The sequence below is a fragment of the Streptomyces sp. BRA346 genome, from assembly GCF_052851135.1.
Map to the genome: position 1 here is coordinate 1 of NZ_JAIWIH010000050.1, position 24,813 is coordinate 24,813.

The 24,813-nt window shown below is 71.0% G+C and carries 28 protein-coding genes; 15 read left to right on the plus strand and 13 right to left on the minus strand.

Going from position 1 to position 24,813, the window contains the following annotated elements; all coding sequences use genetic code 11:
- Together LCH29_RS38785 and LCH29_RS38790 are read left to right on the plus strand one after the other, a co-directional pair.
- The coding region (locus LCH29_RS38785) for an acetyl-CoA carboxylase biotin carboxyl carrier protein subunit (RefSeq protein ID WP_446466451.1) at window positions 1–178 on the plus strand (178 nt) is incomplete at its 5' end.
- 225 nt (window positions 179–403) lie between these two features.
- Window positions 404–1,003, plus strand: a complete 600-nt coding sequence (locus LCH29_RS38790) for a TetR/AcrR family transcriptional regulator (protein WP_446466380.1) — start codon at window positions 404–406, stop codon at window positions 1,001–1,003.
- A gap of 26 nt (window positions 1,004–1,029) precedes the next feature.
- Here LCH29_RS38790 and LCH29_RS38795 read toward each other — a convergent pair whose 3' ends face one another.
- Window positions 1,030–2,049, minus strand: coding sequence for a DeoR/GlpR family DNA-binding transcription regulator (locus LCH29_RS38795; RefSeq protein ID WP_446466381.1), 1,020 nt, complete (start codon window positions 2,047–2,049; stop codon window positions 1,030–1,032).
- 126 nt (window positions 2,050–2,175) lie between these two features.
- The gene (locus LCH29_RS38800) at window positions 2,176–3,621 is read right to left on the minus strand and encodes an NAD(P)H-quinone dehydrogenase (RefSeq protein ID WP_446466382.1); all 1,446 of its coding nucleotides are present in this window, start codon (window positions 3,619–3,621) and stop codon (window positions 2,176–2,178) included.
- Between the two features lie 108 nt (window positions 3,622–3,729).
- Here LCH29_RS38800 and LCH29_RS38805 point away from each other — a divergent pair, with 108 nt between their 5' ends.
- On the plus strand, window positions 3,730–4,167 hold the full coding sequence (locus tag LCH29_RS38805; RefSeq protein WP_123100215.1) for a gamma-glutamylcyclotransferase: 438 nt from the start codon (window positions 3,730–3,732) through the stop codon (window positions 4,165–4,167).
- A 122-nt stretch (window positions 4,168–4,289) separates the two neighbouring features.
- Window positions 4,290–5,225, plus strand: a complete 936-nt coding sequence (locus LCH29_RS38810; RefSeq protein ID WP_446466383.1) for a hypothetical protein — start codon at window positions 4,290–4,292, stop codon at window positions 5,223–5,225.
- Between the two features lie 320 nt (window positions 5,226–5,545).
- Here the strand turns inward: LCH29_RS38810 and LCH29_RS38815 are convergent, their stop codons facing one another.
- Together LCH29_RS38815 and LCH29_RS38820 are read right to left on the minus strand one after the other, a co-directional pair.
- Window positions 5,546–5,929 carry a hypothetical protein gene (locus tag LCH29_RS38815; protein ID WP_446466384.1) on the minus strand — a complete coding sequence of 128 codons (384 nt, stop codon included), beginning with the start codon at window positions 5,927–5,929 and terminating at the stop codon, window positions 5,546–5,548.
- A 132-nt stretch (window positions 5,930–6,061) separates the two neighbouring features.
- Window positions 6,062–6,523 carry a hypothetical protein gene (locus LCH29_RS38820; RefSeq protein WP_446466385.1) on the minus strand — a complete coding sequence of 154 codons (462 nt, stop codon included), beginning with the start codon at window positions 6,521–6,523 and terminating at the stop codon, window positions 6,062–6,064.
- Window positions 6,524–6,924: 401 nt separating this feature from the next.
- Between LCH29_RS38820 and LCH29_RS38825 the strand changes: the two genes are divergently transcribed.
- Window positions 6,925–7,761 (plus strand): purine-nucleoside phosphorylase, encoded by an 837-nt coding sequence (locus tag LCH29_RS38825; protein ID WP_446466386.1) that lies wholly within the window; start codon window positions 6,925–6,927, stop codon window positions 7,759–7,761.
- A 181-nt stretch (window positions 7,762–7,942) separates the two neighbouring features.
- Window positions 7,943–9,634, plus strand: coding sequence for a phospho-sugar mutase (locus tag LCH29_RS38830; RefSeq protein ID WP_446466387.1), 1,692 nt, complete (start codon window positions 7,943–7,945; stop codon window positions 9,632–9,634).
- Window positions 9,635–9,744: 110 nt separating this feature from the next.
- On the opposite strand, the gene LCH29_RS38835 is transcribed toward LCH29_RS38830, so the two are convergent.
- Window positions 9,745–10,428 (minus strand): PH domain-containing protein, encoded by a 684-nt coding sequence (locus tag LCH29_RS38835; protein ID WP_446466388.1) that lies wholly within the window; start codon window positions 10,426–10,428, stop codon window positions 9,745–9,747.
- A gap of 146 nt (window positions 10,429–10,574) precedes the next feature.
- On the opposite strand from LCH29_RS38835, the gene deoC reads away from it, so the two are divergent.
- From deoC to LCH29_RS38850, 3 genes are read left to right on the plus strand one after another with little or no spacing between them, the layout of a single operon-like run.
- Window positions 10,575–11,570 (plus strand): deoxyribose-phosphate aldolase, encoded by a 996-nt coding sequence (gene deoC / locus LCH29_RS38840; RefSeq protein ID WP_446466389.1) that lies wholly within the window; start codon window positions 10,575–10,577, stop codon window positions 11,568–11,570.
- 6 nt (window positions 11,571–11,576) lie between these two features.
- Entirely contained in the window at window positions 11,577–13,010 is a 1,434-nt protein-coding gene (locus LCH29_RS38845; RefSeq protein WP_446466390.1) for an aldehyde dehydrogenase family protein, read from the plus strand.
- A complete protein-coding gene (locus LCH29_RS38850; RefSeq protein ID WP_446466391.1) occupies window positions 13,003–13,863 on the plus strand; it encodes an aldehyde dehydrogenase family protein in 861 nt (286 codons plus the stop codon). The genes LCH29_RS38845 and LCH29_RS38850 overlap by 8 nt, the downstream gene beginning before the upstream one ends.
- Window positions 13,864–14,169: 306 nt before the next feature.
- Here the strand turns inward: LCH29_RS38850 and LCH29_RS38855 are convergent, their stop codons facing one another.
- Window positions 14,170–14,457: a hypothetical protein gene (locus LCH29_RS38855; protein ID WP_446466392.1), complete on the minus strand. Its 288-nt coding sequence runs from the start codon at window positions 14,455–14,457 to the stop codon at window positions 14,170–14,172.
- Window positions 14,454–14,606, minus strand: a complete 153-nt coding sequence (locus LCH29_RS38860; RefSeq protein WP_446466393.1) for a hypothetical protein — start codon at window positions 14,604–14,606, stop codon at window positions 14,454–14,456. Before LCH29_RS38860 ends, LCH29_RS38855 begins: the two co-directional genes overlap by 4 nt.
- A 125-nt stretch (window positions 14,607–14,731) precedes the next feature.
- Between LCH29_RS38860 and LCH29_RS38865 the strand changes: the two genes are divergently transcribed.
- Together LCH29_RS38865 and LCH29_RS38870 are read left to right on the plus strand one after the other, a co-directional pair.
- Window positions 14,732–16,063, plus strand: a complete 1,332-nt coding sequence (locus tag LCH29_RS38865; RefSeq protein ID WP_446466394.1) for a tetratricopeptide repeat protein — start codon at window positions 14,732–14,734, stop codon at window positions 16,061–16,063.
- Window positions 16,064–16,066: 3 nt separating this feature from the next.
- Window positions 16,067–16,552 (plus strand): NUDIX hydrolase, encoded by a 486-nt coding sequence (locus tag LCH29_RS38870; protein WP_446466395.1) that lies wholly within the window; start codon window positions 16,067–16,069, stop codon window positions 16,550–16,552.
- Here LCH29_RS38870 and LCH29_RS38875 read toward each other — a convergent pair.
- Complete coding sequence (locus LCH29_RS38875) at window positions 16,549–16,839, minus strand: PaaI family thioesterase (protein WP_446466452.1); 291 nt, start codon at window positions 16,837–16,839, stop codon at window positions 16,549–16,551. The genes LCH29_RS38870 and LCH29_RS38875 overlap by 4 nt on opposite strands.
- 176 nt (window positions 16,840–17,015) lie before the next feature.
- Between LCH29_RS38875 and LCH29_RS38880 the strand changes: the two genes are divergently transcribed.
- Entirely contained in the window at window positions 17,016–18,644 is a 1,629-nt protein-coding gene (locus tag LCH29_RS38880; RefSeq protein ID WP_446466396.1) for an IS200/IS605 family accessory protein TnpB-related protein, read from the plus strand.
- Here LCH29_RS38880 and LCH29_RS38885 read toward each other — a convergent pair.
- Genes LCH29_RS38885 through LCH29_RS38895 form a run of 3 tightly spaced genes read right to left on the minus strand, consistent with a single transcriptional unit; the run spans window position 18,641 to window position 20,125 of the window.
- Entirely contained in the window at window positions 18,641–18,787 is a 147-nt protein-coding gene (locus LCH29_RS38885) for a hypothetical protein (protein ID WP_446466397.1), read from the minus strand. The two genes, LCH29_RS38880 and LCH29_RS38885, sit on opposite strands and share 4 nt — an antisense overlap.
- A 50-nt stretch (window positions 18,788–18,837) precedes the next feature.
- Complete coding sequence (locus LCH29_RS38890; protein WP_446466398.1) at window positions 18,838–19,509, minus strand: enoyl-CoA hydratase-related protein; 672 nt, start codon at window positions 19,507–19,509, stop codon at window positions 18,838–18,840.
- A 10-nt stretch (window positions 19,510–19,519) separates the two neighbouring features.
- Window positions 19,520–20,125: a TetR/AcrR family transcriptional regulator gene (locus tag LCH29_RS38895; RefSeq protein ID WP_446466399.1), complete on the minus strand. Its 606-nt coding sequence runs from the start codon at window positions 20,123–20,125 to the stop codon at window positions 19,520–19,522.
- A gap of 267 nt (window positions 20,126–20,392) precedes the next feature.
- Between LCH29_RS38895 and LCH29_RS38900 the strand changes: the two genes are divergently transcribed.
- On the plus strand, window positions 20,393–21,637 hold the full coding sequence (locus LCH29_RS38900) for a PP2C family protein-serine/threonine phosphatase (protein ID WP_446466400.1): 1,245 nt from the start codon (window positions 20,393–20,395) through the stop codon (window positions 21,635–21,637).
- A gap of 234 nt (window positions 21,638–21,871) precedes the next feature.
- Window positions 21,872–22,546 (plus strand): ATP-binding protein, encoded by a 675-nt coding sequence (locus tag LCH29_RS38905; protein WP_446466401.1) that lies wholly within the window; start codon window positions 21,872–21,874, stop codon window positions 22,544–22,546.
- 10 nt (window positions 22,547–22,556) lie between these two features.
- Here LCH29_RS38905 and LCH29_RS38910 read toward each other — a convergent pair whose 3' ends face one another.
- Complete coding sequence (locus LCH29_RS38910) at window positions 22,557–23,594, minus strand: Lrp/AsnC family transcriptional regulator (RefSeq protein WP_446466402.1); 1,038 nt, start codon at window positions 23,592–23,594, stop codon at window positions 22,557–22,559.
- A gap of 128 nt (window positions 23,595–23,722) precedes the next feature.
- Here LCH29_RS38910 and LCH29_RS38915 point away from each other — a divergent pair, with 128 nt between their 5' ends.
- Window positions 23,723–24,439, plus strand: a complete 717-nt coding sequence (locus LCH29_RS38915; RefSeq protein WP_446466403.1) for an SDR family NAD(P)-dependent oxidoreductase — start codon at window positions 23,723–23,725, stop codon at window positions 24,437–24,439.
- A 19-nt stretch (window positions 24,440–24,458) separates the two neighbouring features.
- Here the strand turns inward: LCH29_RS38915 and LCH29_RS38920 are convergent, their stop codons facing one another.
- Window positions 24,459–24,773: an SCO4225 family membrane protein gene (locus tag LCH29_RS38920; RefSeq protein ID WP_446466404.1), complete on the minus strand. Its 315-nt coding sequence runs from the start codon at window positions 24,771–24,773 to the stop codon at window positions 24,459–24,461.
- Window positions 24,774–24,813: the final 40 nt, after the last annotated feature.

Genomic DNA, 24,813 nt, shown 5'->3' on the forward strand with positions numbered 1-24,813 from the left:
CAAGGTCGCCGTCGCCGAGGGCGACACCGTGGCCGAAGGCGACCTCGTCGTCGTCCTCGAAGCCATGAAGATGGAACAGCCCCTCAACGCCCACCGCGCGGGCACCATCAAGGGCCTGAGCGCCGAGGTCGGCGCCTCGCTCACCTCGGGCTCGGTCATCTGCGAGATCAAGGACTGACGCCCCGCCGTACGACGCCCCGCCGTACCGCGCATCCGGGCCCCGGCCGTCCCCAGGACGACCGGGGCCCGCGCGCGTGCTCAGCGCCCCCGCGTGAGCCTGTGGCGCCAAGCGCCGCTACCTCGCTGCGCGACGTGGTAGGCGGACATTGTCAGTGCCCCCATCTAGGCTCGGAATGTGAAGATCGTGGCAGGCAGGTACCGCAAGGCAGCAGGGAGGACCGCGATGGCGACCGAGACAGCCCCGGCGCACACGCCACCGCTCCCCCGCCCCATGCGCGCCGACGCGCGCCGCAACTACGAACGGCTGCTGGCCGAGGCGCGCACCGCCTTCACCCGCCACGGCACCGACGCCTCGTTGGAGGACATCGCGCGCCGCGCGGGCGTCGGCATCGGCACGCTCTACCGGCACTTCCCCAACCGCACCGCGCTCATGGGCGCCGTCTTCCAGGGCGAGATGAACGCCCTGCTGACGCGCTCCCGCGAGCTGGCGAAGGCACCCCAGGCGTGCACCGCGCTGGTCGACTGGCTGCGGGCGATCGTCCACCACGCGAGCACCTACCGCGGACTCGCCCAGGCCCTGATGGCGTGCTCGGGCGACGAGAGTTCGGAGCTGTCCCGCGCCTGCCGACTGCCGCTGCGCGAGGCGGGCAGCGAACTGCTCGCCCGCGCCCAGCGGACCGGGGCCGTCCGGCCGGACGTGGTGATCGCCGACCTGATGCAGCTGACCAACGCCATCGCGCTGGCCGTCGAGCAGTCTCCGGACGACCCGGAGCTGGCGGACCGGCTCCTCGCCTTGACCTTCACCGGTCTCAAGGCGCACTGAACCAGTCCCCCGGCGATCCCGCCCGGTCAGCGCCGCCGTGGCGCCAGATCCGCCACCCGGCCACCGCCCGACTGCTGCTCGGGCAGCGATGCCGTGCTGCGCAGCTGGGCGGTGCCGGGACCCTGGCCGTGCGGATTGCGGCGCGGCCCGGGCAGCGGCAGCCCGTCCTCACCGGTCCGCGGGGCCGAGGAGCCCAGCCGCCCCGCCTGGCGCGCCGCGCCCGGCGGGCCGCCGCCCTCGCCACCGGCCGGGCCGGACCCCGCGCCCGGCCCCGCCACCGCGATCTGCACGCCCTGATCGGCCAGGGCCTGCAACTCGGTCAGCGCACGGTCGTCCTGGGCGGGTGGCTCGTCGGTCACCAGCCGCGTGATCACATCGGTGGGCACCGTCTGGAACATGGTGTCGGTGCCCAGCTTGGTGTGGTCGGCGAGCACCACGACCTCCGCCGCGGCCTGGACCAGCGCCCGGTCGACGCTGGCCGACAGCATGTTGGACGTGGAAAGACCGCGCTCGGCGGTCAGCCCGCTGCCGGACAGGAAGGCGCGCGAGACCCGCAGCCCCTGGAGGGACTGCTCGGCGCCACTGCCGACCAGCGCGTAGTTGGAGCCGCGCAGGGTGCCGCCGGTCATCACGACCTCGACCCGGTTGGCATGCGCCAACGCCTGCGCGACGAGCAGGGAATTGGTGACCACGGTCAGCCCGGGGACCCGCGCGAGCCGGCGGGCCAGCTCCTGCGTGGTCGTACCGGCGCCGACCACGACGGCCTCGCCCTCTTCGACGAAACCGGCCGCGAGATCGGCGATCGCCGTCTTCTCCGCGGTCGCTAGATGGGATTTCTGCGGGAAGCCGGACTCCCTGGTGAATCCGCCCGGCAGCACCGCACCGCCGTGCCGGCGGTCGAGCAGTCCTTCTGCCTCCAGCGCCCGCACATCACGCCGTACGGTCACTTCGGAGGTCTGGACGACGCGGGCGAGCTCACGGAGCGACACCGCTCCGTTCGCACGCACCATTTCAAGGATCAATTGGCGACGTTCTGCAGCGAACACGAAACTGACAGTAACGCCAACGACTGTCTGTTTTCAGCAGCTTGCACTAATTAGCAGAAGTTGTTCATCTGCGCGGGCGCAAGCTGCTATAAGGGGCGCACCTCACGCCCCGGGGACTTGTCCGGACTACCCCTCGGACGACTTGCGGGTGTGCAACTGCCGTGCCACCTCGGCGATCGAGCCGGACAGCGACGGGTACACGGTGAACGCCTTGGCGATCTGCTCCACCGTCAGGTTGTTGTCGACCGCCAGCGCGATGGGATGGATCAGCTCGCTCGCACGCGGCGCGACCACCACACCGCCGACCACGATGCCGGTGCCCGGGCGGCAGAAGATCTTCACGAAGCCGTCCCGGATGCCCTGCATCTTCGCCCGCGGGTTGCGCAGCAGCGGCAGCTTCACCACCCGGGCGTCGATCTTCCCCGCGTCCACATCGGCCTGCGAGTAGCCGACCGTGGCGATCTCGGGGTCGGTGAAGACGTTCGCCGACACGGTCTTCAGGTTCAGCGGCGTCACCGCGTCCCCCAGGAAGTGGTACATCGCGATCCGGCCCTGCATCGCGGCCACCGACGCCAGCGCGAACACGCCGGTGCAGTCACCGGCCGCGTACACGCCCGGCGCGCTGGTGCGCGACACCTTGTCGGTCAGGATGTGCCCGGAGTCCTTCATCCGGACCCCGGCCTCCTCCAGGCCCATGTCCGCGGTGTTCGGAATCGAGCCCACGGCCATCAGACAGTGGCTGCCGGTGATGACCCGCCCGTCCGCGAGCGTGCACTCCACCCGGTCCCCCACGCGCTTCACCGCCGCGGCCCGCGACCGGGACATCACGTTCATCCCGCGCCGCCGGAAGACGTCCTCCAGCACCGCCGCCGCGTCCGGGTCCTCGCCCGGCAGCACCCGGTCCCGGCTGGAGACCAGCGTGACCTTGGAGCCCAGCGCCTGGTACGCGCCCGCGAACTCGGCGCCCGTGACACCGGACCCGACCACGATCAGCTCCTCGGGCAGCTCATCGAGGTCGTACACCTGCGTCCAGTTCAGGATGCGCTCGCCGTCCGGCTGCGCGTCCGGGATCTCCCGCGGGTGCGCGCCGGTCGACACCAGCACCGCGTCCGCGACCAGGGTCTCCTCGGAGCCGTCCGCCGCCCGGACGATCACCTTCCGCGATCCGTCCGGCGCCTGCGCGGGCTCCAGCCGTCCGCGCCCCCGCATGACCCGCGCGCCGGCGCGCGTGACGGAGGCCGTGATGTCGTGCGACTGCGCGAGCGCCAGCCGCTTCACCCGCCGGTTGACCTTGCCCAGGTCCACGCCCACCACCCGGGCCGCCTGCTCCAGCGGCGGGGTGTCATCGGCGACGATGATCCCCAACTCCTCGTACGAAGAGTCGAACGTCGTCATCACCTCAGCCGTGGCGATCAACGTCTTCGACGGCACGCAGTCGGTCAGCACCGACGCCCCGCCCAGACCGTCGCAGTCGACGACGGTCACCTCCGCACCGAGCTGCGCGGCGACCAGCGCCGCCTCGTACCCGCCGGGTCCGCCACCAATGATCACGATCCGAGTCACATGCTCCATTGTCCCGTACCCACACGCTAGGCTTCCGCCCGGGGGTTCGAGTGCGCATCCCGCAACGAACCCGCCACCCCAAGAGCGCTTCCACCCCTCTCCCGTACCCTCTGATCCATGTCGCTCTACGCCGCGTACGCCGGCAACCTCGACGCGCGGCTGATGTCCCGCCGCGCACCGCACTCACCCCTGCGCGGCACAGGCTGGATCACCGGCTGGCGCCTGACCTTCGGCGGGGAGCAGATGGGCTGGGAGGGCGCACTCCCCACCATCGTCGAGGCCCCGCGCTCCCAGGTCTTCGTCGCCCTCTACGACATCGCCCCCATGGACGAGGACTCCATGGACCGCTGGGAGGGCGTCGGCCTGGACATATACCGCCGCATGCGGATCCGCGTCCACACGCTGGACGGCGAGGAACCCGCCTGGCTGTACGTCCTCAACGGCTACGAGGGCGGCCTGCCCTCCGCCCGCTACCTCGGCGAGATCGCCGACGCCGCCGAATCCGCGGGGGCGCCCCACGACTACGTCATGGAGCTGCGTAAACGGCCCTGCTGACGTCCGCTTGCGCGCGGCTGGTGAAATCATCGTGCCGATGTGGCCGTCCCCCTGTTCACCTCCGTGGGACCCGGTTGAGGATGCGGATTGTTCGCGATCACCACCACCGAAAGCCGACCGATATGCCCGTCTTCCGGCGCCGCAAGGGCAGCCGTCCTCGTCTGGTTCCCGAACTCGACGACACCGCCCTCGGCCGGGTCCGGCAACGCCTCGAGACGTGCTGGGACCGCGGCGATCTCGACACCACGGTCATCGCCCAGGTCTCCCGGGTGGTCGAGGACGCCGGCCAGGACTGGGACCGCAAGGCCCACCGCCTCTCCGTCCTCGCCGCCGCCGCGGGGCGCGCGCTGCCCGGGATCTGGCGGCGTCACCACCCCCGCGACCAGGGAGCCCTGCTGCTGCACGCCTGGTCGGACCTGCTCCAGGCCCAGTCCGACCTGAGCGACGCCCGCGAGGCCTGCCGCCTCGCCGCCGAGCTGGTCCCCGCCGACCCCACCCCGTACGTCGTGCACCTGGCCACCCTGCGCCGCGAGCAGCGACCCCACCACGAGCTGTCGGCCGTCTGGCAGGAGGTCATGGCCCGCGATCCGTGGAACCGCGAGGCCTACCTCCAGGTCCTCGGCTATCTGTCCCCCGACGAGTGCGGCTCCGCCGTCCAGCTCCTCGACCTGCTGGACTCGGTCCGGAACCGCATGCCCGCCGACGCCCCCGCCACCGCACTGGAGCTGACCTCGATCGTCCGCGGCCACCAGCGCGCCATGGCCACCGGCGGCATGGAGGCCATCAGCGCCGGGGAGCACTGGCGGCGCGAGCAGGTCGCCGCCGTCCTCGACCGGGCCGCCCAGGAATGGACCCAGCCCGGCTTCCTCCGCCACGCCGCCGCCCTCGCGGACCTCAACGTCCTGGCCTACGCCCTGGTCAAGTCCGGCCGCATGAGCGAAGCCACGACGGCCCTGCGCGCCACCACGGGCGTGGTGACCCCCTGGCCCTGGAACGCCGACGGCGACCCCCTGGAACGGTTCTCCCAGGCCTACGACCGCCTCGTCACAGCGCCCTAGTTGTGCCGCGTCAGTCGAGGTTTGCCCGGTAGCGAGGCGGCCTGGTGCGGTCAGCTGCCAGGCGCCGGATCTGCCCCGCGGGGGCACCTCCCGGACGGAGTCCGGGGGCGGGCCTGCTCGGCTGGTTCGGCAACGCCGCCGGGGGCACCTCCCAGCGGTGGCTGGGGGCGGCCGTGCCAGGGCGGCGAGCGGGGCGAACCTCGGCTGACGCGGCACTGGCCCGACGCCTGGACGCGAAAACCCTGTCGGTGATCAGCAGCAGACCGGGCCGTTCCCGCATCCGGGATCGAGGCAGCGCCGCTCGGGTCCGGAAACGACGGTCAGGTGTGTGCGGCCTGCCAGCCGGTGCATCTGACTCGGGTGTACCCGCCGCTGCGCTTCTTGGTGTAGCACGCCCTGAGGTACACCTTCGTGCCTTCGTTGATCCGCTTCAGGCTCCTGTACTTGTAGGTGTTGTACCCGCAGGTCGTGATGCTCCAGTGGTGCCACCTGTTGACCTTCAGTTCGGCCGTCAGGCAGTAGCCGTCTTTCCTCAGGTCGCGGGTGTCGAGGTAGTCGCCCTGGTGGGTGAAGGTCACCTCGCCCCCGGCGACGTCGATGCGCTCATTCGTCCCGGCGTACGCGGCGGTGGCGGTGGCGAGGGACACCGTGGCGCTGAGCGCAACGATGCCCATGCGGGCGGCGAGTCTCTTCGTATCGGGCACGTCGTTCCTCTCTGTGGGGGGCAGTGGTCGGCGGCAGCGGGGTGGCGTCCGGCCGTACCACTGTCCCTGTCCAGGTGTGCCTTCATGCCGGAGCACGACCGCGCTCTGGCCCCACTGTCGTGTTCAGTAGGGTCAGGTTCCGATCTTGTGCAGCTTGGCGGGCCACTTCCAGCTCGACGTCCAGTAGTAGCCGGAGGGGACCTTCCGCCAGTAGTCCGAGTGCTTGTCGAGGATCACGTGGTAGGTGACGGAGTGGCTGCAGCGGTTGATCAGCTTCAGGTGGTCCGTGACACCGGAGGTGTTCAGCTTGCCGTGGCGGGCGCACTTCGGCACCTTGTCCCGACCGCTCTTGTCCCACGGTATGCGCGCCATCACGTGAACCGACGTCCCGGCCGCGTCCGGCCGGCTGTAGCCCTCCGCCGCCACAGCCGGCCGACCGTGAGTGGCGGCCATCGCGCCGGCCACAGCGGTCGTCTGTTCCGGGAGGGCCGTCTGGTTGCGCTCCGCCAGCGCGGTGCCGGCCGAGAGCGTGAGCATTCCGGTCGCGAGCGCGCCCGCCGCGATGCAGCGCGCCGTCTTCCGTCCGTACCTCACATTCCGCCCCCTTCTTGGTCGGTTTCTGTTCGAGCTTGGTCAGAGCGTGCCGCCCCTGTCCGCCGGCACGGCTCTGCCTCCATCGCCTCAGTGTGACCAGACCGGTTGGACGTTTCACTGGGAGAGGCACTGGGCGGGTCACTGGTCCCCGCGGCCCGCATGGAAACCAGTGCTCTGCGAAGAGGGAGGGAGGTGCCGCACCTTGCCGGCCTCTCCCCCGGCCTCGGCACGTTTCCCGTCTTGGTGATCGTCCATTCGCAGAGCGGTGACGTGCACTGCGGAGGAGCGGAGAACCTGCTTGCGGGGCACGGGGAAAGACTCGTCCAGCGCCATGCGCATCACAACGATCCGAATACCGGCGCGAGGGCGTCTACGCGCGTAGGCCAGGAGGGACTACCCTCGTGCGCGTGAACGCATCTGTTACTAGGGACAGCCAAGGCGACCCCGCCGACCCCCACGCCGCCGCCGACGCCGCCGCCACGCGCCTGCGCGAGCTGACCGGCGCGGAGACCCACGACGTCGCCCTGGTCCTGGGCTCCGGCTGGGTCCCCGCCACCGACGCACTCGGCAGCCCCGAGCACGAGTTCCCCGTCACCGAGCTGCCCGGCTTCCCGCCGCCCGCCGTCGCGGGCCACGCGGGCACCATCCGCTCGTACAAGCTGACCGACAAGCGGGCCCTCGTCTTCCTCGGCCGCACCCACTACTACGAGGGCCGCGGCGTCGCCGCCGTCGCCCACGGCGTACGCACCGCCGTCGCCGCCGGCTGCAAGACCATCATCCTCACCAACGGCTGCGGCGGCCTCCGCGACGGCATGCGCCCCGGCCAAGCGGTCCTCATCCGCGACCACATCAACCTCACCGCCGCCTCCCCCATCGTCGGCGCCAACTTCGTCGACCTCACCGACCTCTACTCCCCCCGGCTGCGGGCCCTCTGCCAGCAGATCGACCCCACCCTGGAAGAGGGCGTCTACGCCCAGTTCCCCGGCCCCCACTACGAAACCCCGGCCGAGATCACCATGGCCCGCACCATCGGGGCCGACCTCGTCGGCATGTCCACCACCCTCGAGGCGATCGCCGCCCGCGAGGCGGGCGCCGAGGTGCTGGGCATCTCCCTGGTCACGAACCTCGCCGCGGGCATGACGGGCGAACCCCTCAACCACGAGGAGGTCCTCCAGGCGGGCCGCGACTCGGCCACCCGGATGGGCACGCTGCTGGCTCAGGTGCTGGACCGCCTCTGAGGTCTTGGGGGGGGCTCCCCCCCCAAACCCCCCGCCGGGGCTCCGCCCGGTGGGCTGTGCGGGTGGAGGCGCGGTCGGTGTGTGGGTGGTGCCGGTGCGGGGCCTCCGGCGCACCACCCACACACCCGCACCACACCCGCACCACACAACAACACACCGCACCCCCACCCAGGAGGCCCCCATGGCGCCCGACCTCATCGACCAGGCCAGCACCTGGCTGGCCGAGGACCCCGACCCCGACACCCGGGACGAGTTGCGCGCCCTGCTCGACGCGGCCCAGCGGGCCGACACGGCCGAGGGGGGTGAGGCCGGGCGTGCGCTGGCCGAGCGCTTCTCCGGCACGCTTCAGTTCGGCACCGCGGGCCTCCGCGGCGAGCTGGGCTCGGGGCCCATGCGGATGAACCGCGCCGTCGTCATCCGCGCCGCCGCCGGTCTGGCCGCGTACCTCGCGAAGCAGCCGCGGCGCGCCTCCGGCCTCGTCGTCATCGGGTACGACGCCCGCTACAAGAGCGCGGACTTCGCCCGCGACACCGCCGCCGTCATGACCGGCGCCGGTTTCCGCGCGGCGCTGCTGCCCCGGCCGCTGCCGACACCGGTGCTGGCGTTCGCCATCCGGCACCTGGGGGCCGTCGCGGGGATCGAGGTGACGGCGAGCCACAATCCGCCGCGCGACAACGGCTACAAGGTGTACCTGGGCGACGGCTCGCAGATCGTTCCGCCCGCCGACGCGGAGATCGCGGCCGAGATCGCGGCGATCGGCAGCCTGAACGACGTACCGCGCCCGGACACCGGCTGGGAGACGCTGGACGACGGCGTCCTCGACGCGTACCTGGCCCGTACGGACGCCGTCCTGACGCCCGGCTCCGCGCGGGACGCCCGCGTCGTCTACACGCCCCTGCACGGCGTGGGCCGGGAGACGCTGACGGCCGCGTTCGCGCGGGCGGGCTTCCCGGCGCCCACGGTGGTTCCCGAGCAGGCGGATCCGGACCCGGCGTTCCCGACGGTGGCGTTCCCGAACCCGGAAGAGCCGGGGGCGATGGATCTGGCGTTCGCGACGGCCCGCGAGGCGGCGCCCGACATCGTCATCGCGAACGACCCGGACGCGGACCGCTGCGCGGTGGCGGTGCCAACGCCAGGCACCGGCACCGGCTGGCGCATGCTCCGCGGCGACGAGGTCGGCGCGCTGCTCGCCACCCACCTCGTGCACAAGCGCGCCCGCGGTACCGTCGCGACGACGATCGTGTCCTCGTCGCTGCTGTCCCGCATCGCGGCCGACGCGGGCCTGCCGTACGCGGAGACGCTGACCGGCTTCAAGTGGCTGGCCCGGGTGGACGGTCTGGGTTACGCGTACGAGGAGGCGCTGGGCTACTGCGTGGACCCGGACGGGGTGCGCGACAAGGACGGGATCACGGCCGCGCTGCTGGTGGCGGAGCTGGCGTCGGAGCTGAAGGGGCAGGGGCGTACGCTCACCGACCTGCTGGACGACATCGCCGTCGCGCACGGTCTGCACGCCACGGACCAGTTGTCCGTACGGGTCGAGGATCTGTCCCTGATCGCGGCGGCCATGCGGCGGCTGCGCGAGCGGCCCCCGGCGGAACTGGCGGGCCTGGAGGTCGGCTCGGCCGAGGACCTGACCCAGGGCTCGGATGCCCTGCCCCCGACGGACGGCCTGCGCTATCAGCTCACCGGGAAGGACACGGTCCGCTCGGCGCGGGTGATCGTGCGCCCGAGCGGCACGGAGCCCAAGCTGAAGTGCTACCTGGAGGTCGTCGTGGACGTGCCCGCGGCCGAGGACCTGCCCCGGGCCCGCGCCACGGCGGACACGGTTCTGGCGGCCCTGAAGGAGGACCTCTCGGCGGCGGCCGGGATCTGAGCCGTCGGTTCGCCCGGTACGAACGGCACGAACCGGCTCAGCCGGTAGGTCGTCGGCCGCGTCGCGCGCCCGCACGGGGTGTCCACCCGGACCGACGACCGCCCCGACCCTCAGATCAGCAGCATGATCACCAGCAGCACCGCCCCCGCCAGCGTCGGCGCGATGACCTCGAACGCCCAGCGCACCTCGGGCTCGCCCTGCGCGCCGGCGCGGCCCGCGTTGGACTCGGCGAGTTCGCGCAGGTCGTCCATGGTCTGGTCGGCCTGGGCGCGGCGGTCCGCCGTCGCGCCGGGGCCGGGCGTACGGCCGAGTGACGTCGGCGACGCCGCGTCGCGGTTCTGCTGGCGGGCGGCGCGCTTGCGCTGGCGCAGCGAGACGGGGACGGCCCACAGCTGGTATGTCGCGCCGCCCGCCAGCACTTCGCTGGTGTAGCTGGCGCGCAGGGTGTCGATGGAGGCCCAGGGGAGGGTGATCGTGCGGAAGGGGTTGCGTACGAGGAGCCGGTCCGCGCCCGCGTACACCGCCGGGCGCACGGTGAAGGCGATCACCACCGGCACCGCGAACAGCAGCCCGGCGAGGGCCAGCCACGGCGTCCGGCCCTCGCCGCGCAGGATGGCGTCGATGCCGAGCCAGCCGCCGAGTCCGAGCAGCAGCACGCCGCCCACGATGCCGCCCGGGGAGCGGTAGACGCGGTCGGCGTACGGGGTGGGCTCCCCATGCGGCTCCCCGTGAGGCTCCGCGTGGGGCTCCCCGTCGGGCTGCGGGGCGGGGGCGGGGTCGTCCGGGCTCGTCATGGGGCCGATTGTGCCCCACGGCCCGGGGCGTTGGGCCTCGGGATCAACACGGTACGAATACGGATCGTGATCGGGCCGGGGCCGGGCCCGATCACGGCCGGGGGGTGACATACCGCTACGCGCGTAGATATGCTCAGGTGGTGACCATGCCCACCACAGTTCCCGCATACGGCAAAGAGGCCGCGGAGCGACTGGCGTCGGTGGCGGACGTGACCGCCACCGACAGCGCGCTGCGCCGCTTCCTGCACGGCCTGCCGGGCGTCGACGCGGTTGGCCTCCAGGCCCGGGCCGCGACCCTCGGCACCCGCTCGATCAAGACCACGGCGAAGGCGTACGCCATCGACCTGGCGATCTCGATGATCGACCTGACGACCCTGGAGGGCGCGGACACCCCGGGCAAGGTCCGGGCGCTGTGCGCGAAGGGGATCAACCCCGACCCCACCGACCGCACCGTCCCCGAGGTCGCGGCGATCTGCGTCTACGGCGACATGGTGGCGACCGCGAAGGAGGCCCTCCGGGGCAGCGGCATCCACGTGGCGGCCGTGGCGACGGCGTTCCCGTCCGGCCGCGCCGCCCGTTCCGTGAAGCTGGCGGACACCCGGGAGGCGGTGGCGGCCGGCGCGGACGAGATCGACATGGTGATCGACCGCGGGGCCTTCCTCTCCGGCCGCTATCTGGAGGTCTTCGAGGAGATCCGGCAGGTGAAGGAGGCGTGCGTCCGCCAGGACGGGAGCGCCGCGCACCTGAAGGTCATCTTCGAGACCGGCGAACTCCAGACGTACGACAACGTGCGCCGCGCGTCCTGGCTGGCGATGCTCGCGGGCGCCGACTTCATCAAGACCTCCACCGGCAAGGTGTCCGTCAACGCGACGCCGCCGGTCACCCTGGTCCTCCTGGAGGCGGTCCGCGACTTCCGCGCCGCGACCGGGGTGCAGGTGGGGGTGAAGCCCGCGGGTGGCATCCGTACGTCGAAGGACGCCCTCAAGTACCTGGTGATGGTCAACGAGACGCTGGGCGAGGAGTGGCTGACCGCGGACTGGTTCCGCTTCGGCGCGTCGAGTCTGCTGAACGATCTGCTGATGCAGCGCCAGAAGCTGAGCACCGGCCGGTACTCCGGTCCCGACTACGTGACGGTGGACTGATACGCCATGCCCGTTTTCGAGTACGCCCCCGCTCCCGAGTCCCGCGCGGTCGTCGACATCGCCCCGTCGTACGGGCTGTTCATCGACGGCGAGTTCCGCGAGGCGGGCGACGGCAAGGTCTTCAAGACCCTCTCCCCCTCCTCCGAGGAGGTCCTCTCCGAGGTCGCCCAGGCCAACGCCGAGGACGTGGACCGCGCGGTGAAGGCCGCCCGTAAGGCGTTCGAGTCCTGGTCGGCGCTGCCCGGCGCCGAGCGCGCCAAGTACCTGTTCCGCATCGCGCGGATCATCCAGGAGCGCTCGCGGGAGCTGGCGGTGCTGGAGTCGCTGGACAACGGCAAGCCGATCCGCGAGTCGCGGGACGCCGACCTGCCGCTGGTCGCCGCGCACTTCTTCTACTACGCGGGCTGGGCCGACAAGCTCGCGTACGCGGGCTACGGCGCCGATCCGAAGCCGCTGGGCGTGGCGGGCCAGGTCATCCCCTGGAACTTCCCCCTCCTGATGCTGGCGTGGAAGATCGCCCCGGCGCTGGCCTGCGGCAACACGGTCGTGCTGAAGCCCGCCGAGACGACGCCGCTCAGCGCCCTCTTCTTCGCGGACATCTGCCGCCAGGCGGGCCTGCCCAAGGGCGTGGTCAACATCGTCACCGGCGACGGCTCGACCGGCGCCGAGCTGGTGGCCCACCCCGGCATCGACAAGGTGGCCTTCACGGGGTCGACCGAGGTCGGCAAGGCGATCGCCCGCACGGTGGCCGGTACGAAGAAGAAGGTCACCCTGGAGCTGGGCGGCAAGGCCGCGAACATCGTCTTCGACGACGCGCCGGTCGACCAGGCGGTCGAGGGCATCATCAGCGGCATCTTCTTCAACCAGGGCCACGTCTGCTGCGCGGGCTCCCGCCTGCTGGTCCAGGAGTCCGTCCAGGACGAGCTCCTGGACGCCCTCAAGCGCCGTATGCGCACCCTGCGCGTCGGCGACCCGCTGGACAAGAACACCGACATCGGCGCGATCAACTCCGCCGAGCAGCTGGCCCGTATCCGCGAGCTGGCCGACGCGGGCGAGGCCGAGGGCGCCGAGCGCTGGGCCCCGGAGTGCGAACTGCCCAGTTCCGGCTACTGGTTCGCGCCCACCCTCTTCACCGGCGTCACCCAGGCCCACCGGATCGCCCGCGAGGAGATCTTCGGCCCGGTCCTGTCCGTGCTGACCTTCCGCACCCCCGACGAAGCCGTCGCCAAGGCGAACAACACCCCGTACGGCCTGTCGGCGGGCATCTGGACGGAGAAGGGCTCGCGCATCCTGGACATGGCGAGCAAGCTGCGCGCCGGGGTGATCTGGTCCAACACGTTCAACAAGTTCGACCCCGCCTCGCCGTTCGGCGGCTACAAGGAGTCGGGCTACGGCCGCGAGGGCGGCCGCCACGGCCTGGAGGCATACCTCAATGTCTGAACGACTCTCCGTGCTCAAGACCTACAAGCTCTTCGTAGGCGGCAAGTTCCCGCGCTCCGAGAGCGGACGGGTGTACGAGGTGACCGACGCAAAGGGCCGCTGGCTGGCCAACGCCCCCCTGGCCTCCCGCAAGGACGCCCGCGACGCGGTGTCCGCCGCGCGCAAGGCGTTCGGCGGCTGGTCCGGCGCCACCGCCTACAACCGCGGCCAGATCCTGTACCGCATCGCCGAGATGCTGGAGGGCCGCCGCGACCAGTTCGCGGCCGAGGTCGCGACCGCCGAGGGCCTGTCCAAGTCCAAGGCCACCGCCGCCGTCGACGCGGCGATCGACCGCTGGGTCTGGTACGCGGGCTGGTCCGACAAGGTCGCCCAGATCGCGGGCTCCGCGAACCCCGTCGCCGGGCCGTACTTCAACCTCTCCACCCCCGAACCGACGGGCGTCGTCGCGCTCCTCGCCCCCCAGGACTCCTCCTTCCTGGGCCTGATCTCGGTCCTCGCCCCCGCGATCGTCACCGGCAACACGACCGTCGTGGTGGCCGCCGAGCGCGCTCCCCTCCCTGCCCTCTCCCTGGCCGAGGTCCTGGCCACCTCGGACCTCCCGGGCGGCGTGGTCAACATCCTCTCGGGCCGCACCCCCGAACTCGCCACCCCGCTCGCCGCTCACCAGGACGTCAACGCGATCGACCTGGCAGGCGCGGACCCTGAGCTGGCGACCGACCTGGAGCGGGCCGCCGCCGACAACCTCAAGCGCGTACTCCGTCCACACCCTGTGGACTGGACCGCCGACCCCGGCACCGACCGCCTCCTCTCCTTCCTGGAAACGAAGACGGTCTGGCACCCCATGGGCGTCTGAGCCCCCGGTCCTCCTCGCCTACGCACTCATGGGCGAGGAGGACCGATGCTCAATATCGCCCCCGCCCACCGGGATGGCGAACCGGTTGTCGGCACTCCGGCGCACCCGCCGATACGGGCTCGCCATCAAGCGCGTAACAGAGCGTGGCGTGCAACTGCTCTGCCTCCACCACTGTCAGCACCAGCGTGGCGGAAGCGACGGCGCCAGCCCGAACGCCCTGAAGCGGCAGTTCAAAGCGCCCGTCCCGGCCACGGTGCAGACCGCGCCCCGGTACGGGCCCGACACGCACCTCATCCTCGGCGGCGCTCATTCGCCCGCCCCCAGCCGCCCGCCCCGGCTCTCGGCGACCCGTAGCGCATCACGCAGCGCCTCACACAGGCACTTGACCAGGAACCGCAACTCCCGGACGCCCACCCGCTGGTCATCGACCATCACAGCCACATGCCCGAGGAGTTCAGAGCCCGCCTTGAGCTGCACGGCCTCCATCTCATCGGCAAGCCGCGACAGCGGACCGTCGCCGTCCTGGTCCGCCACGAGATAACACCGCTTCCCCTCCGTCCCCGGCCACGGCAACAGCCGGGGCCGCACGCTCACCTGATCACCACCACACCGTGCGGCGGACACAGCAGGACGACGCGGGGGCGACGCTCCTCCACCGGTCCGCTCTGCACGTCTGCAATCGCCCCGCCCTTATGTGCGGGCAGCACCAGCCGTAACAGCCATCCCATGGACCGAGCGGTCATCTTCCGCACAGTGGCCTCCTCTTGCCGATCACGGGGTTCCTCTTGACCTGCAAGCGTCACCGTTCATACGGCCGGGCGTTAGCCCATGATGGGTAGACCCATCATGGGCGGGAGGAGAGCATCGCGTGACGCCACCCACCGCATTACCGCCCCGCGTACTCGAACGCGACGACGTACGGAGCGCACTCGCCGAACGGGACTTCGGCACGGTGTTCCGGCTGGCCCGCAAGTGGGGCGGCATCAGCTACAACCAGATCGGCGAGGCCTGCGGCATCAAGTCCGAACGCGTCGGAACCGTCGCCCGCGGCGATGCGCGCATCACCTCCCTGGCCAAAATCGAGGAGATCGCGGACGCCTTGCGCATTCCCGGCGCGATGATCGGGCTGGCGGCTCGCCCCTGGGAGGCGTCCCCCGCGCCGAGCGCGGCTGCTCCGGCGTTGAGGCGCCCCGACACCTCGGGCATGCTGACGCCAGAGCCCGCGCTGTGGGAGGTCGCAGAATTGGCACGCCGCACGCACGCAACCGATGTGGGACCGGCAGATCTGGAAATGATCGCCGAGGGGATCGACCAGCTGTGTCGCGCCTATCCGTTCATGCCCGCCGATCAACTCCACCACCAGACACGGGCGGGCATCCGCCACGTCACCGACATGCTCCAGGGTCGCACCACCCTGGCCCAGCACCGCGAACTCCTCGTCGCCACAGGCTGGTTGTTCGTGCTCGGCGGCTGCCTCGAATACGACATGGGGCAACGCCAGGCCGCGGAGCTGAGCCGCGCCGCGGCGCTGCGCATCGGGCAAGAGGCCGGGCATGGCGAGATCATGGCGTGGTCGTGGGAACTCGGCGCATGGTTCGCCTTGACCCAGGGGCGGTACGCGGACGTGATCGACTGCGTCAGCGCGGGCCATCATTCCGACTCGACGCACAGCATCGGCGTACAGCTCTACGCCCAGAGCGCCAAGGCGTACGCCAGGATGGGAGACGCGCGACAGGTACGCGCCACGCTCGACGCGGGCCGTGCCCGCCTGGAGCGGCTGCCCCGGCCGGAACACCGGGAGCACCACTTCGTCATCGACCCCGACAAGTGGGACTTCTACGAGATGGACGCCTACCGCCTGCTCGGCGACGACGAGCGCGCGGCCACTCACGCACAGGAGGTCGTCCGGCTGGGCACCGCCCCGGACGGCGCGGAGATCTCCCCCATGCGCGTCGCAGAGGCCCGCCTCACCCTCGGCGTCACCGCCGCCCGCTCCGGTGAGCTGGAGGAGGCCGTCTCGATCGGGGGCCGTGCGCTGGAGACTTCGCGGAAGTCCCTTCCGTCGCTGCTGATGGTCGCCGGAGAACTCACCGACGAACTGGAGCAGCGATACCCTCACGAGTCGCTGTCCCGGGACTTCCGCGCACACGTGACCCACATCTCCGCAGGCGGTGCGCGACCGCCCCTTGAAGCCCAGTAGGCCATGCCCCGGACCGAGTACTACGACGACCCGAACGCCCCCGAACCGAACAGCCTGGTGGTCGCCGCGTCCGCCGTCGTCGCCGACGACGCAGGCCGCATCCTGCTCCAGCGACGCCGGGACAGCGGGCTATGGGCCCTGCCCGGCGGGGGCATGGAGATGACCGACTCGCTGCCGGGGGCGGCGGTGCGCGAGGTCAAGGAGGAGACCGGGTTCGACGTGGAGATCACGGGGCTCGTCGGGACGTACACCGACCCGCGCCACGTCATCGCCTACTCGGACGGCGAAGTCCGGCGGCAGTTCAATGTCTGCTTCACCGCCCGCATCACCGGCGGGCGGCTCGCGATCTCCGACGAATCCACCGAGCTGCGCTTCGTCCCGCCGGGGGAACTGGCCGATCTCCCCATGCACCACACCCAGCGGCTACGAATCCAGCACTTCCTCGACCACCGCGAACGCCCCACCTCGGCTGATGCGGAAGGGTCCTAAAGGATCATGCAGGTGGTCGTCCCGTGGGCGATCAGGTTGCCCTGGTCGTCCAGCACCTTGCCCTCGGCGGTCGCGGTGCGGCGGCCCGCGTGGATGACGGTGCCTTCGGCGGTGAGCGTCTGGCCGTCCGTGCGGGCCGCGCGGACGTAGTTGACCTTGAGTTCGAGGGTCGTGTAGCTGGCGCCGGCGGGGAGGGTGGTGTGGACGGCGCAGGCCATGGCGGAGTCCAGGAGGATGGCGGCGATGCCACCGTGGACGGTGCCGGGAGGTTGCGAACTGTTGTTGATTGAGTGCGTATGAGTGCGTTCTGGCGTGTGTGAGTGAGTATCCGGGCTGCGGAGTGCGCAATTCCCAGGAAGGGGAACGGGAGTTCCTGGATCGAGAGCGTGACCCTTTCGCGGGTGGGGTCGTTGAGTGGGTGACGGGCGTGTTGCCGCCGGGCTCGTGGAAAGGGAGGGGCGGAGTGGGTGTGCTGCGTGAGCTGTCGGCGCCGTTCGTTGTTCCCAGCCCGTCCGGTGTCGCGATCCGTACCCGACTCAAGGGCCTCACCGTGGAGGATGAGGAGGTGCTGCGGCTGGTCGGCGCGCATCTTGGGAGACTGGCTTCGCGTGACCTGAAGCGGCGCTGTGCCGAGGGACTGGAGCACTCCGCGGACACGTGGGCGGAGCGTAAACGCGTTCTGACCGGGGAGTCCTCGTCGCGGTGGGCGGGCAGTATCACCAAGGCCACCCATGACCAGTGGGCGCTGTCGCGGCGTGCGCAGTACGCCCACATTCAGAATCTGGAGGCCGGTGTGCGCACCATCGCGCACCGGTTGTCGCTGCCGGTGGGCGAGAAGGGAACGAAGCGGGCCCCGGGCGGCTACCGCACCCGGCAGGAGTGGTTCGCAAAGACGCGCCGCCTGCACCTTCTTAAGGACCGGCTGGTTGCCGAGCGTGCCGACCGCGAAGCGGGCCGTGTCCGTGTGGTGCGTGGGGGAAAGCGGCTGGCCCGCACCCGTCACCACCTCGAACAGGCGCAGCTGACTGAGACCGAGTGGCGGCAGTGGTGGGAGGCCGGGCGCTGGTTCCTTCAGGCCGACGGTGAGAGCGGGAAGCGGCTGGGGAACGAGACCATCCGCGTCACCCCGGACAGTCAGGTCAGCATCAAGCTCCCGGCGCCACTGGCGCATCTGGCGAACGCCGAGCATGGCCGGTACGTCCTCACCGGCACCGTCGCCTTCCGCCACCGGAGCGAGGAGTGGGCCGACCGGGTGGAGGCGAACCGGGCCGTGGCCTACCGCATCCACCTGGACGTGACCCGTCGGCGCTGGTACATCACCGCCTCCTGGACGATCCCGCCGGTCAAGACCGTTCCGCTGGTCCAGGCCCGCGCTGATGGCCTGATCGGCGTCGATACCAATGCCGATCACCTGGCGGCATGGTGCCTGGACGAGTACGGCAACCCGGTCGGCGCCCCGCGCCGGTTCTCCTTCGACCTGAACGGACCGGCCACCTACCGCGACGCCCAGGTACGGCACGCGCTGGTGCGCCTGCTGCACTGGGCCAAGCGCCACCGCCTGAGTATCGCGATCGAGGATCTGGATTTCCAGGCGGAGAAGACACGGGAGAAGCACGGCAGGCGGAAGCGGTTCCGCAAGCTGATCTCCGGCATGCCGGTGTCCAAGCTGCGGGCACGGCTGGCCTCGATGGCGGCCGAACTCGGCATCACCATCGTGGCCATTGACCCGGCCTACACGTCCAAGTGGGGCGCCCAGCACTGGCAGAAACCCCTCACCAGCAAGAACAGAAAGACTACTCGCCATCACGCGGCAGCGGTGGCGATCGGAAGGCGCGCCCTGGGGCACCCGATCCGGCGACGGACGGCACCGCCCCCGCACGACCAGAGCGAACGTGCGGGGCATCGGACCGTCCAGGCTATATCAGGCACCCCGGGGCGTGAGGAAACCCGCCCCCGCATCCCCGGACCACGCACACGATGCGCGCGCACCGGAGGCGGAGCGAAAGCGGGCGACCAGGGTGCCCAACACCGTCCGGGGTACCCGGCTGAGCACGAGTCCTGGCACCAGGACTCACTTCCGCTCAGTCTCTAGGAACGGTTGGCGAAGTCGGGGCGGGTGTCGAGGGAGCGCATGCCGAGCAGGCGGCCGATGGACGGGATGTCGGTGGGGCGTTCGGTCTGCACCCAGCGCATCAGTTCCAGGCCGGTCATCGCTGCGAGGTCGGTGGTGGTCATGGTCGTTCTCCTTGGTGGTGCCGGGTGCGCGGGCATCGGTGCGGTGCTGGTCAGCCGAGCGGGGTGGCGGTGTCGCGCAGGGTGGCCAGGGTCGGGGCGTACATGCGGGCCTTGATGGTGCCGAGGGTGTCGCCGGTCTTGTTCACCTGGGCCTGGGCGACGGCGATGGCGGTGGAGCGCACGGCGTCCTCGGCGACCGCCTGGTCGACGATGCCGACGGCCGCGGCGTCGGACCCGCCGTAGCGGCGGGCGGTGACCATGGCCTCGTGCGCGGTCTGCGGTGTCAGCCGGGACTGGATGAGGGCGGACATGCCGGGGGTGAAGGGGATGTTGATGTCCGCTTCGGGCAGGCACCAGTAGCCCCGGTCGGCGCGCATGACGCGGAAGTCGTGCGCCAGGGAGAACATGGCGCCCGCGGCGAACGTGTGGCCCTGGAGCGCGGCCACCGTGATGACCGGCAGCGACAGCAGCCGCGCGAACAGCTCCTGGACGGAGACGACGTAGTCCTGGTGCTGGTCGGGGTGGGCGAACAGCCAGTCCAGGTCCAGCCCGTTGGAGTAGAACTTGCCCGTGGCGGCGGTGACCAGCGCGCGGGGGCCTTCCGCCTTCTCCACCTCGTCGAGCGCGGCGTTGACGGCGGCGAGCCAGTCGGGGTGGAATCGGTTCTCGCCGTCTCCCAGATCGAGGACGAAGACGTTTTCCTGACGGTCGAGCGAGGGCATGACGACTCCTTCAGGGCCGGGATTCGGCCTCAGGCCGTTGGTGCAGGGCGTTGAGCAGCAGGTCGTGGATCTCGGCGGCGGCAGCCTCCAGCGGCGCGGTGCTCCGTTCGGCTCGGCACATGATCACCGCGCCTTCGACCGCCGCGATGATGAAGGCGGCGAGCCTCCGGCCGCGTTCTTCGGTCAGGCCGTGCCGGACGAGCAGTTCGGCGAGGGCCTGTTGCCAGCGGGCGAAGACGGCGGCGGCGGAACGGGCCAACTGGGGTGCGTCGTCGTTGGTCTCGACGGCCACCGCCACGATCGGGCAGCCCGCCCGGAAGCCGCTCTCCACCAGCCGGTCGCGCCACAACGCGAAGAACGCGTCGACGGCCCGCACCGGATCGTCGGCCCGTGTGGCGGCGTCGATCAGCCCCGCGATGACGTCGCCCGCCAGCGCCACCGCCTCGTCGATGAGCTGCGTCCGCCCACCGGGAAAGTGGTGATACACCGAGCCCCGCGGGGCCCCGCTGTGGGCAAGCACCCGGTCGATACTGGTCGCGCTCGCGCCGTACTCGCGCAGCAGGGCGGCAGCACTGAGCACCATCCGGTCACGGCTGTCACTCCTGCGCGGACTCACCGCTCACCACCTTCCGAGCTACCCGTCGGTAACTTATGGGGTATGGCATAGAACCCGCAAGGGGGTCCAGCGATCCTTCCGAGGGCAGGCCCGCGCGCTCAGGGGCGAGGAGGCCGACTTCGTTCCGTGTAGCCCTCGCGCAGCGGGCCGCCGAGCAGGGCGAACCCGCTCGGCCGCGGCCGCCAAGGGGGCGGGTGCACGGGCGTGACATGGCCGCCGTTGGCGTAATCGACTGGCCGCGCCGGGCGGCTGCGGCACCCTGCGGCTATGGCCGAAGGTGAGCGCGAGCCCGGCAGGGGCATGGTGGACCGGTCGGAGGGATTCGGCGAGCGCCTGTTGGGGGTGCTCCTGGACCGGGCCCACGAGATGCCGCCGCAGCTGATCGCTCCGCTGATCGCGGAAGAGGTGGCCAGGGTGGGTGGCCGTGATGTCTCGATCCTCCTGCAGGACTACGCGCAGGTGGTGCTCGCTCCGCTGCCGGGCCGGCACCTGGTGGTCGCCGAGCCCGAGCTCATCAGCGATTCCCACGCCGGGACGGCGTTCCTGACGGCGTCTACCGTCGAGGTAGCGCATGACGACGGCGGCGTCCGGATGTACCTGCCGTTGCTGGACGGCAGCGACCAGGTGGGGGTGCTGGCCGTCACCCTGGACGCCGTCGATGACGACGACCGGCGGCTGTTGCGCAGGCTGGCCGGTCTGGTCGCCGACATGGTGGTCACCAAGCACACCTACACCGACCAGTTCTTCCAGGCCCGGCGCCGCGAACCGATGAGTGTGGCCGCCGAGATCCAGTGGTCCCTGCTACCGCCACTGTCCATGGCCGTTCCGCAGGTCGCGTTGGCCGGGGTCCTCGAACCCGCCTACCGCATCGCCGGCGACAGCTTCGACTACGCCCTCAACGAAAACGTCCTGCACGTGGCCGTGATCGATGCGATGGGCCACGATCTCGGGGCCGCCGCGATGGCCACCATCGCCATCGGCACCTACCGCCACGCCAGGCGCGCCGACGTCGACCTGGTCGAGATCTACGCGTTCATGGACCGGGCCATCGACGAGCAGTTCGGTCCCGATCGCTTCGTCACCGCGCAGATGATGCGCCTGGACACCACAACGGGCCACCTGCAGTGGGTCAACGCGGGCCACCCGGCACCGCTGCTGATCCGCGACGGCCGGGTACTCCACCCCCTGGAGGGCCCGACCACCCTGCCGGTCGGCTTCGGCGGCGAGCAGCCCCGAATGAACGAGCACCAGCTCCAGCGCGGCGACCGGCTGCTGTGCTACACGGACGGCGTCATCGAGGAGCACGTTGCCGGACAGGAGCCCGTCGGCGAGGAACAGCTCATCCGCTGCGTCAATCGCATGATGGGCCAGGCGAGCGGGGTGCGCGCCGAGGTGCGCTGGCTCTCCCACGCACTGATGGCGGAGCGGGGTGGGCTCACCAGCGACGACGCGACCCTGTTCCTGATCGAATGGCGCGGAGGCGCCGCCGACCACCTCGCCGTTCTGCAGTAAGCCGACCTCGGAACCGCTCCACGGTCGAACCACGTGCCGACGTTTTGCTGCATCTCAGTGATGGTCCGCATCTGTGTCCCTTGAGGGTCCGGCCGTTGCGCTCGCGCAGCCGGTCGAGGACGCGTCGGCACGTCGCGTCGCCGAGCGCCTTCAGCACTTGGTCCAGGTCCATGGTCACGTCTGGGCTAATAGGCAACCATATGTTTGCCTGTCAAGATTCGGCCATGGCGCTTCATGGGTTCATGCGGGGGTGGGAATGGTTCAGACTGGTGTTCCGTGACCCTTCATCCCGCCTCCGCGCGCGTCGTCCTGCTCACCGGGCCCTCCGGTTCGGGAAAGTCGTCCCTCGCGGCCCGCACCGGGCTGCCCGTGCTGAACCTCGACGACTTCTACAAGGGGGGCGACGACCCGACGCTCCCGCAGCTCGCCGGGGGTGAAGGGGCCGACTGGGACTCGCCGTTGTCGTGGGACGCGGACGCCGCGGTGGCGGCGGTCGAGGCGTTGTGCCGTACGGGGCGGGCGACCGTGCCGGTGTACGACATCGCGTCCAGCTCGCGGGTGGGCGAGGAGTCGATGGACCTCGGGCGGGGGCCGCTGTTCGTGGCGGAGGGGATCTTCGCGGCGGACATCATCGACCGGTGCCGGGCGTTGGGGTTGCTGGCGGACGCGATCTGTCTGCGGGGGCGGCCCTCGACCACGTTCCGGCGGCGGCTGCTGCGCGATCTGCGGGAGGGGCGCAAGTCCGCGGCGTATCTGGTGCGGCGGGGGTGGCGGCTGATGCGGTCGGAGCGCGGCATCGTGGAGCGGCAGACGGCGCTGGGCGCGCACGCGTGCGGCCGGGACGCGGCGTTGGAGCGGATAGCGGCGGCGGCCTCGGCGGATCACAGCCGGGAAGGGGTGCGTACCTAGGGGCGCGTCTTCAGCGGCGTACGCGAGGGCTTCGCGGCGCGACGAGACGGTCGCCGGACACGAGCGTGCCCACCTGCTTGATCTGCTGGAGCAGGGGAGAGACCTCCATGCTCTGGAGTCCGGGCAGGGACCCGATGCGGTCCGTGGTGAATTCGAAGAGTTCGTCCAGATCCCGGCAGTGCGCGACGGCATGGATGTTGTGGGGCCCGGAAACGGCAGCGGCGAAGGTGATTTCGGGTTCCTGCGCGAGGGTGCGGCCGACGCTCTTGACGGCCGACGGATGGACGAGGAGCCAGAGGTTCGCCCGGGCGTGAAAGCCCAGTGACGCTGCGACGATTTCGACATCGATATGGACGACGCGGCGCAGGAGCAAAGCGTGAAGGCGGCGTGAGACGCGCCCGGGCGTGAGGTCGGCCGCCGCGGCGAGATCGACCAGGCTGGCGCGGCCGTCCGCGGCGAGAAGGTCGAGCATCTTCTCGTCCCCGGGGGTGAGATGCACGGGATCGCGGGTGATGACCGGGGATTCCGTGAAGGGCGGGCCGTCGTTTCCGAGGAGCGATTCCTGCTGGGGAGTCAGCGCGCCGCGCAGCGCGGCCCAGTAATGGCCACGGCCCCCGACGAATTGGCGGAGCATCGCGGACGCATTGATGTCGAGCACCGCCGCGGTGCGCGGAAGTCGCTGACCGAGGAGGTCTTCACGCTGTTCCCGGGTGCGCGACCGGACCGCGCAGGTGATTTCGGAGCCCGCGGCGGTGAGGGCGACCCAGCTGACGTCGTCGCGCTTCGCGAGCGCGTCGGCGATCGCCGTCACGCTGCCGGGGCGACAGCGCAGCCGCACCAGCCACTTGCTCTCTCCCAGCGCCCCGGGGTCGACAACCCCGGTGACACGGATGACGCCCTCGGCGCGCAGTCGGCGATAGCGGCGGCTGACAGCGCCCTCGGTGAGGCCGAGCGCGGCCGCGATCGAGGCGAACGAGGCTCGCGGGGCGACCTGGAGCGCACGGATGAGACGCACATCGTCGGGCTGTAGAGCGGCGGATTCAGCCATGGATGGTCCTGTCACGTGGGCGATCGTACAAATCCGCCCACCGGACGTGCCCTGACGGCGGCGCGCCGGAAAGACTCGACGGGCATCAGCTCACCATGCGACATGACGACGTAAGGAGATGACGCGGAGTGTCATCGACTGACGCGGACCGGCACGCGCCGACCGCCCTTATCGTCGGGGCGTCGCGCGGTCTCGGGCACGCGATGGCAGCCGAATTCCTCGACAGAGGGTGGAACGTCATCGGCACGGTCCGGAACCCGACGACACGAACGCCCTTGCACGATCTCGCCGACCGCTCCGACGGGCGCGTATCCGTCGAGCATCTCGACATCAACGAACCCGCCCAGCTGGCACCCCTGCACGAACGTCTCGCGCAGCGAGAACTCGACGTGCTGTTCGTCAACGCGGGGACCACCGGTCATGAGCAGACGCCGATCGGCGCGGTCCCGACCGCCGATTTCGTGGAGGTGATGGTCACCAACGCGCTCAGCCCCATGCGCGTCATCGAAAACCTGGAGGACCTCGTGTCCCCGACCGGGCTCATCGGGGCGATGTCCTCCGGGCAGGGAAGCATCACGAACAATGCGACCGGATTGCGCGAGGTCTACCGGGGCAGCAAAGCGGCCCTGAACATGTTGATGCGCAGCTTCTCGGCACGGCAGTCCGGGACGCGGCGCGCATTCGTGCTCATGGCGCCCGGCTGGATCCGCACCGCCCTAGGGGGGCCGGATGCGCCGTTCACCGTCGAGGAGGCCGTCCCGCAGGTGGTGGACGTTCTGCTGTCGAGGCGGGGAATGCCCGGGCTCGCCTATCTGGATCGTTTCGGCCGGACCGTGCCGTGGTGAACCCCGCGGGACAGCGCAGCTAGGCGCTGCGCGCCGTACGGGCCAGGAGGGTGATCGCGGTGGCGTTGAGCAGGGCCGCCGCCGTGACCAGGCCGAAGTAGGAGCCCTCGGTGCCCTCCGGGAGGAGGACGAAGAGCAGGCTGGCCGGGGCCGTGAAGAGGGCGGGGACGACCGCCGCCAGGGAGGCGTCGTCGTACGGGAAGAAGCTCGCGTCCGCCCAGGCCCAGGCCAGCAGGGCGAAGACCACGGCGAGGTAGCCGCGGGAGAGCCAGTCGCCCGCGACCACATCGAGGACGCGTCGGAGAACGTCGCTTGTCTTCCTGCGGATCAGCATGCGGATCAGCCTGCCGAAACGGGCGATACGGGAGCATGAG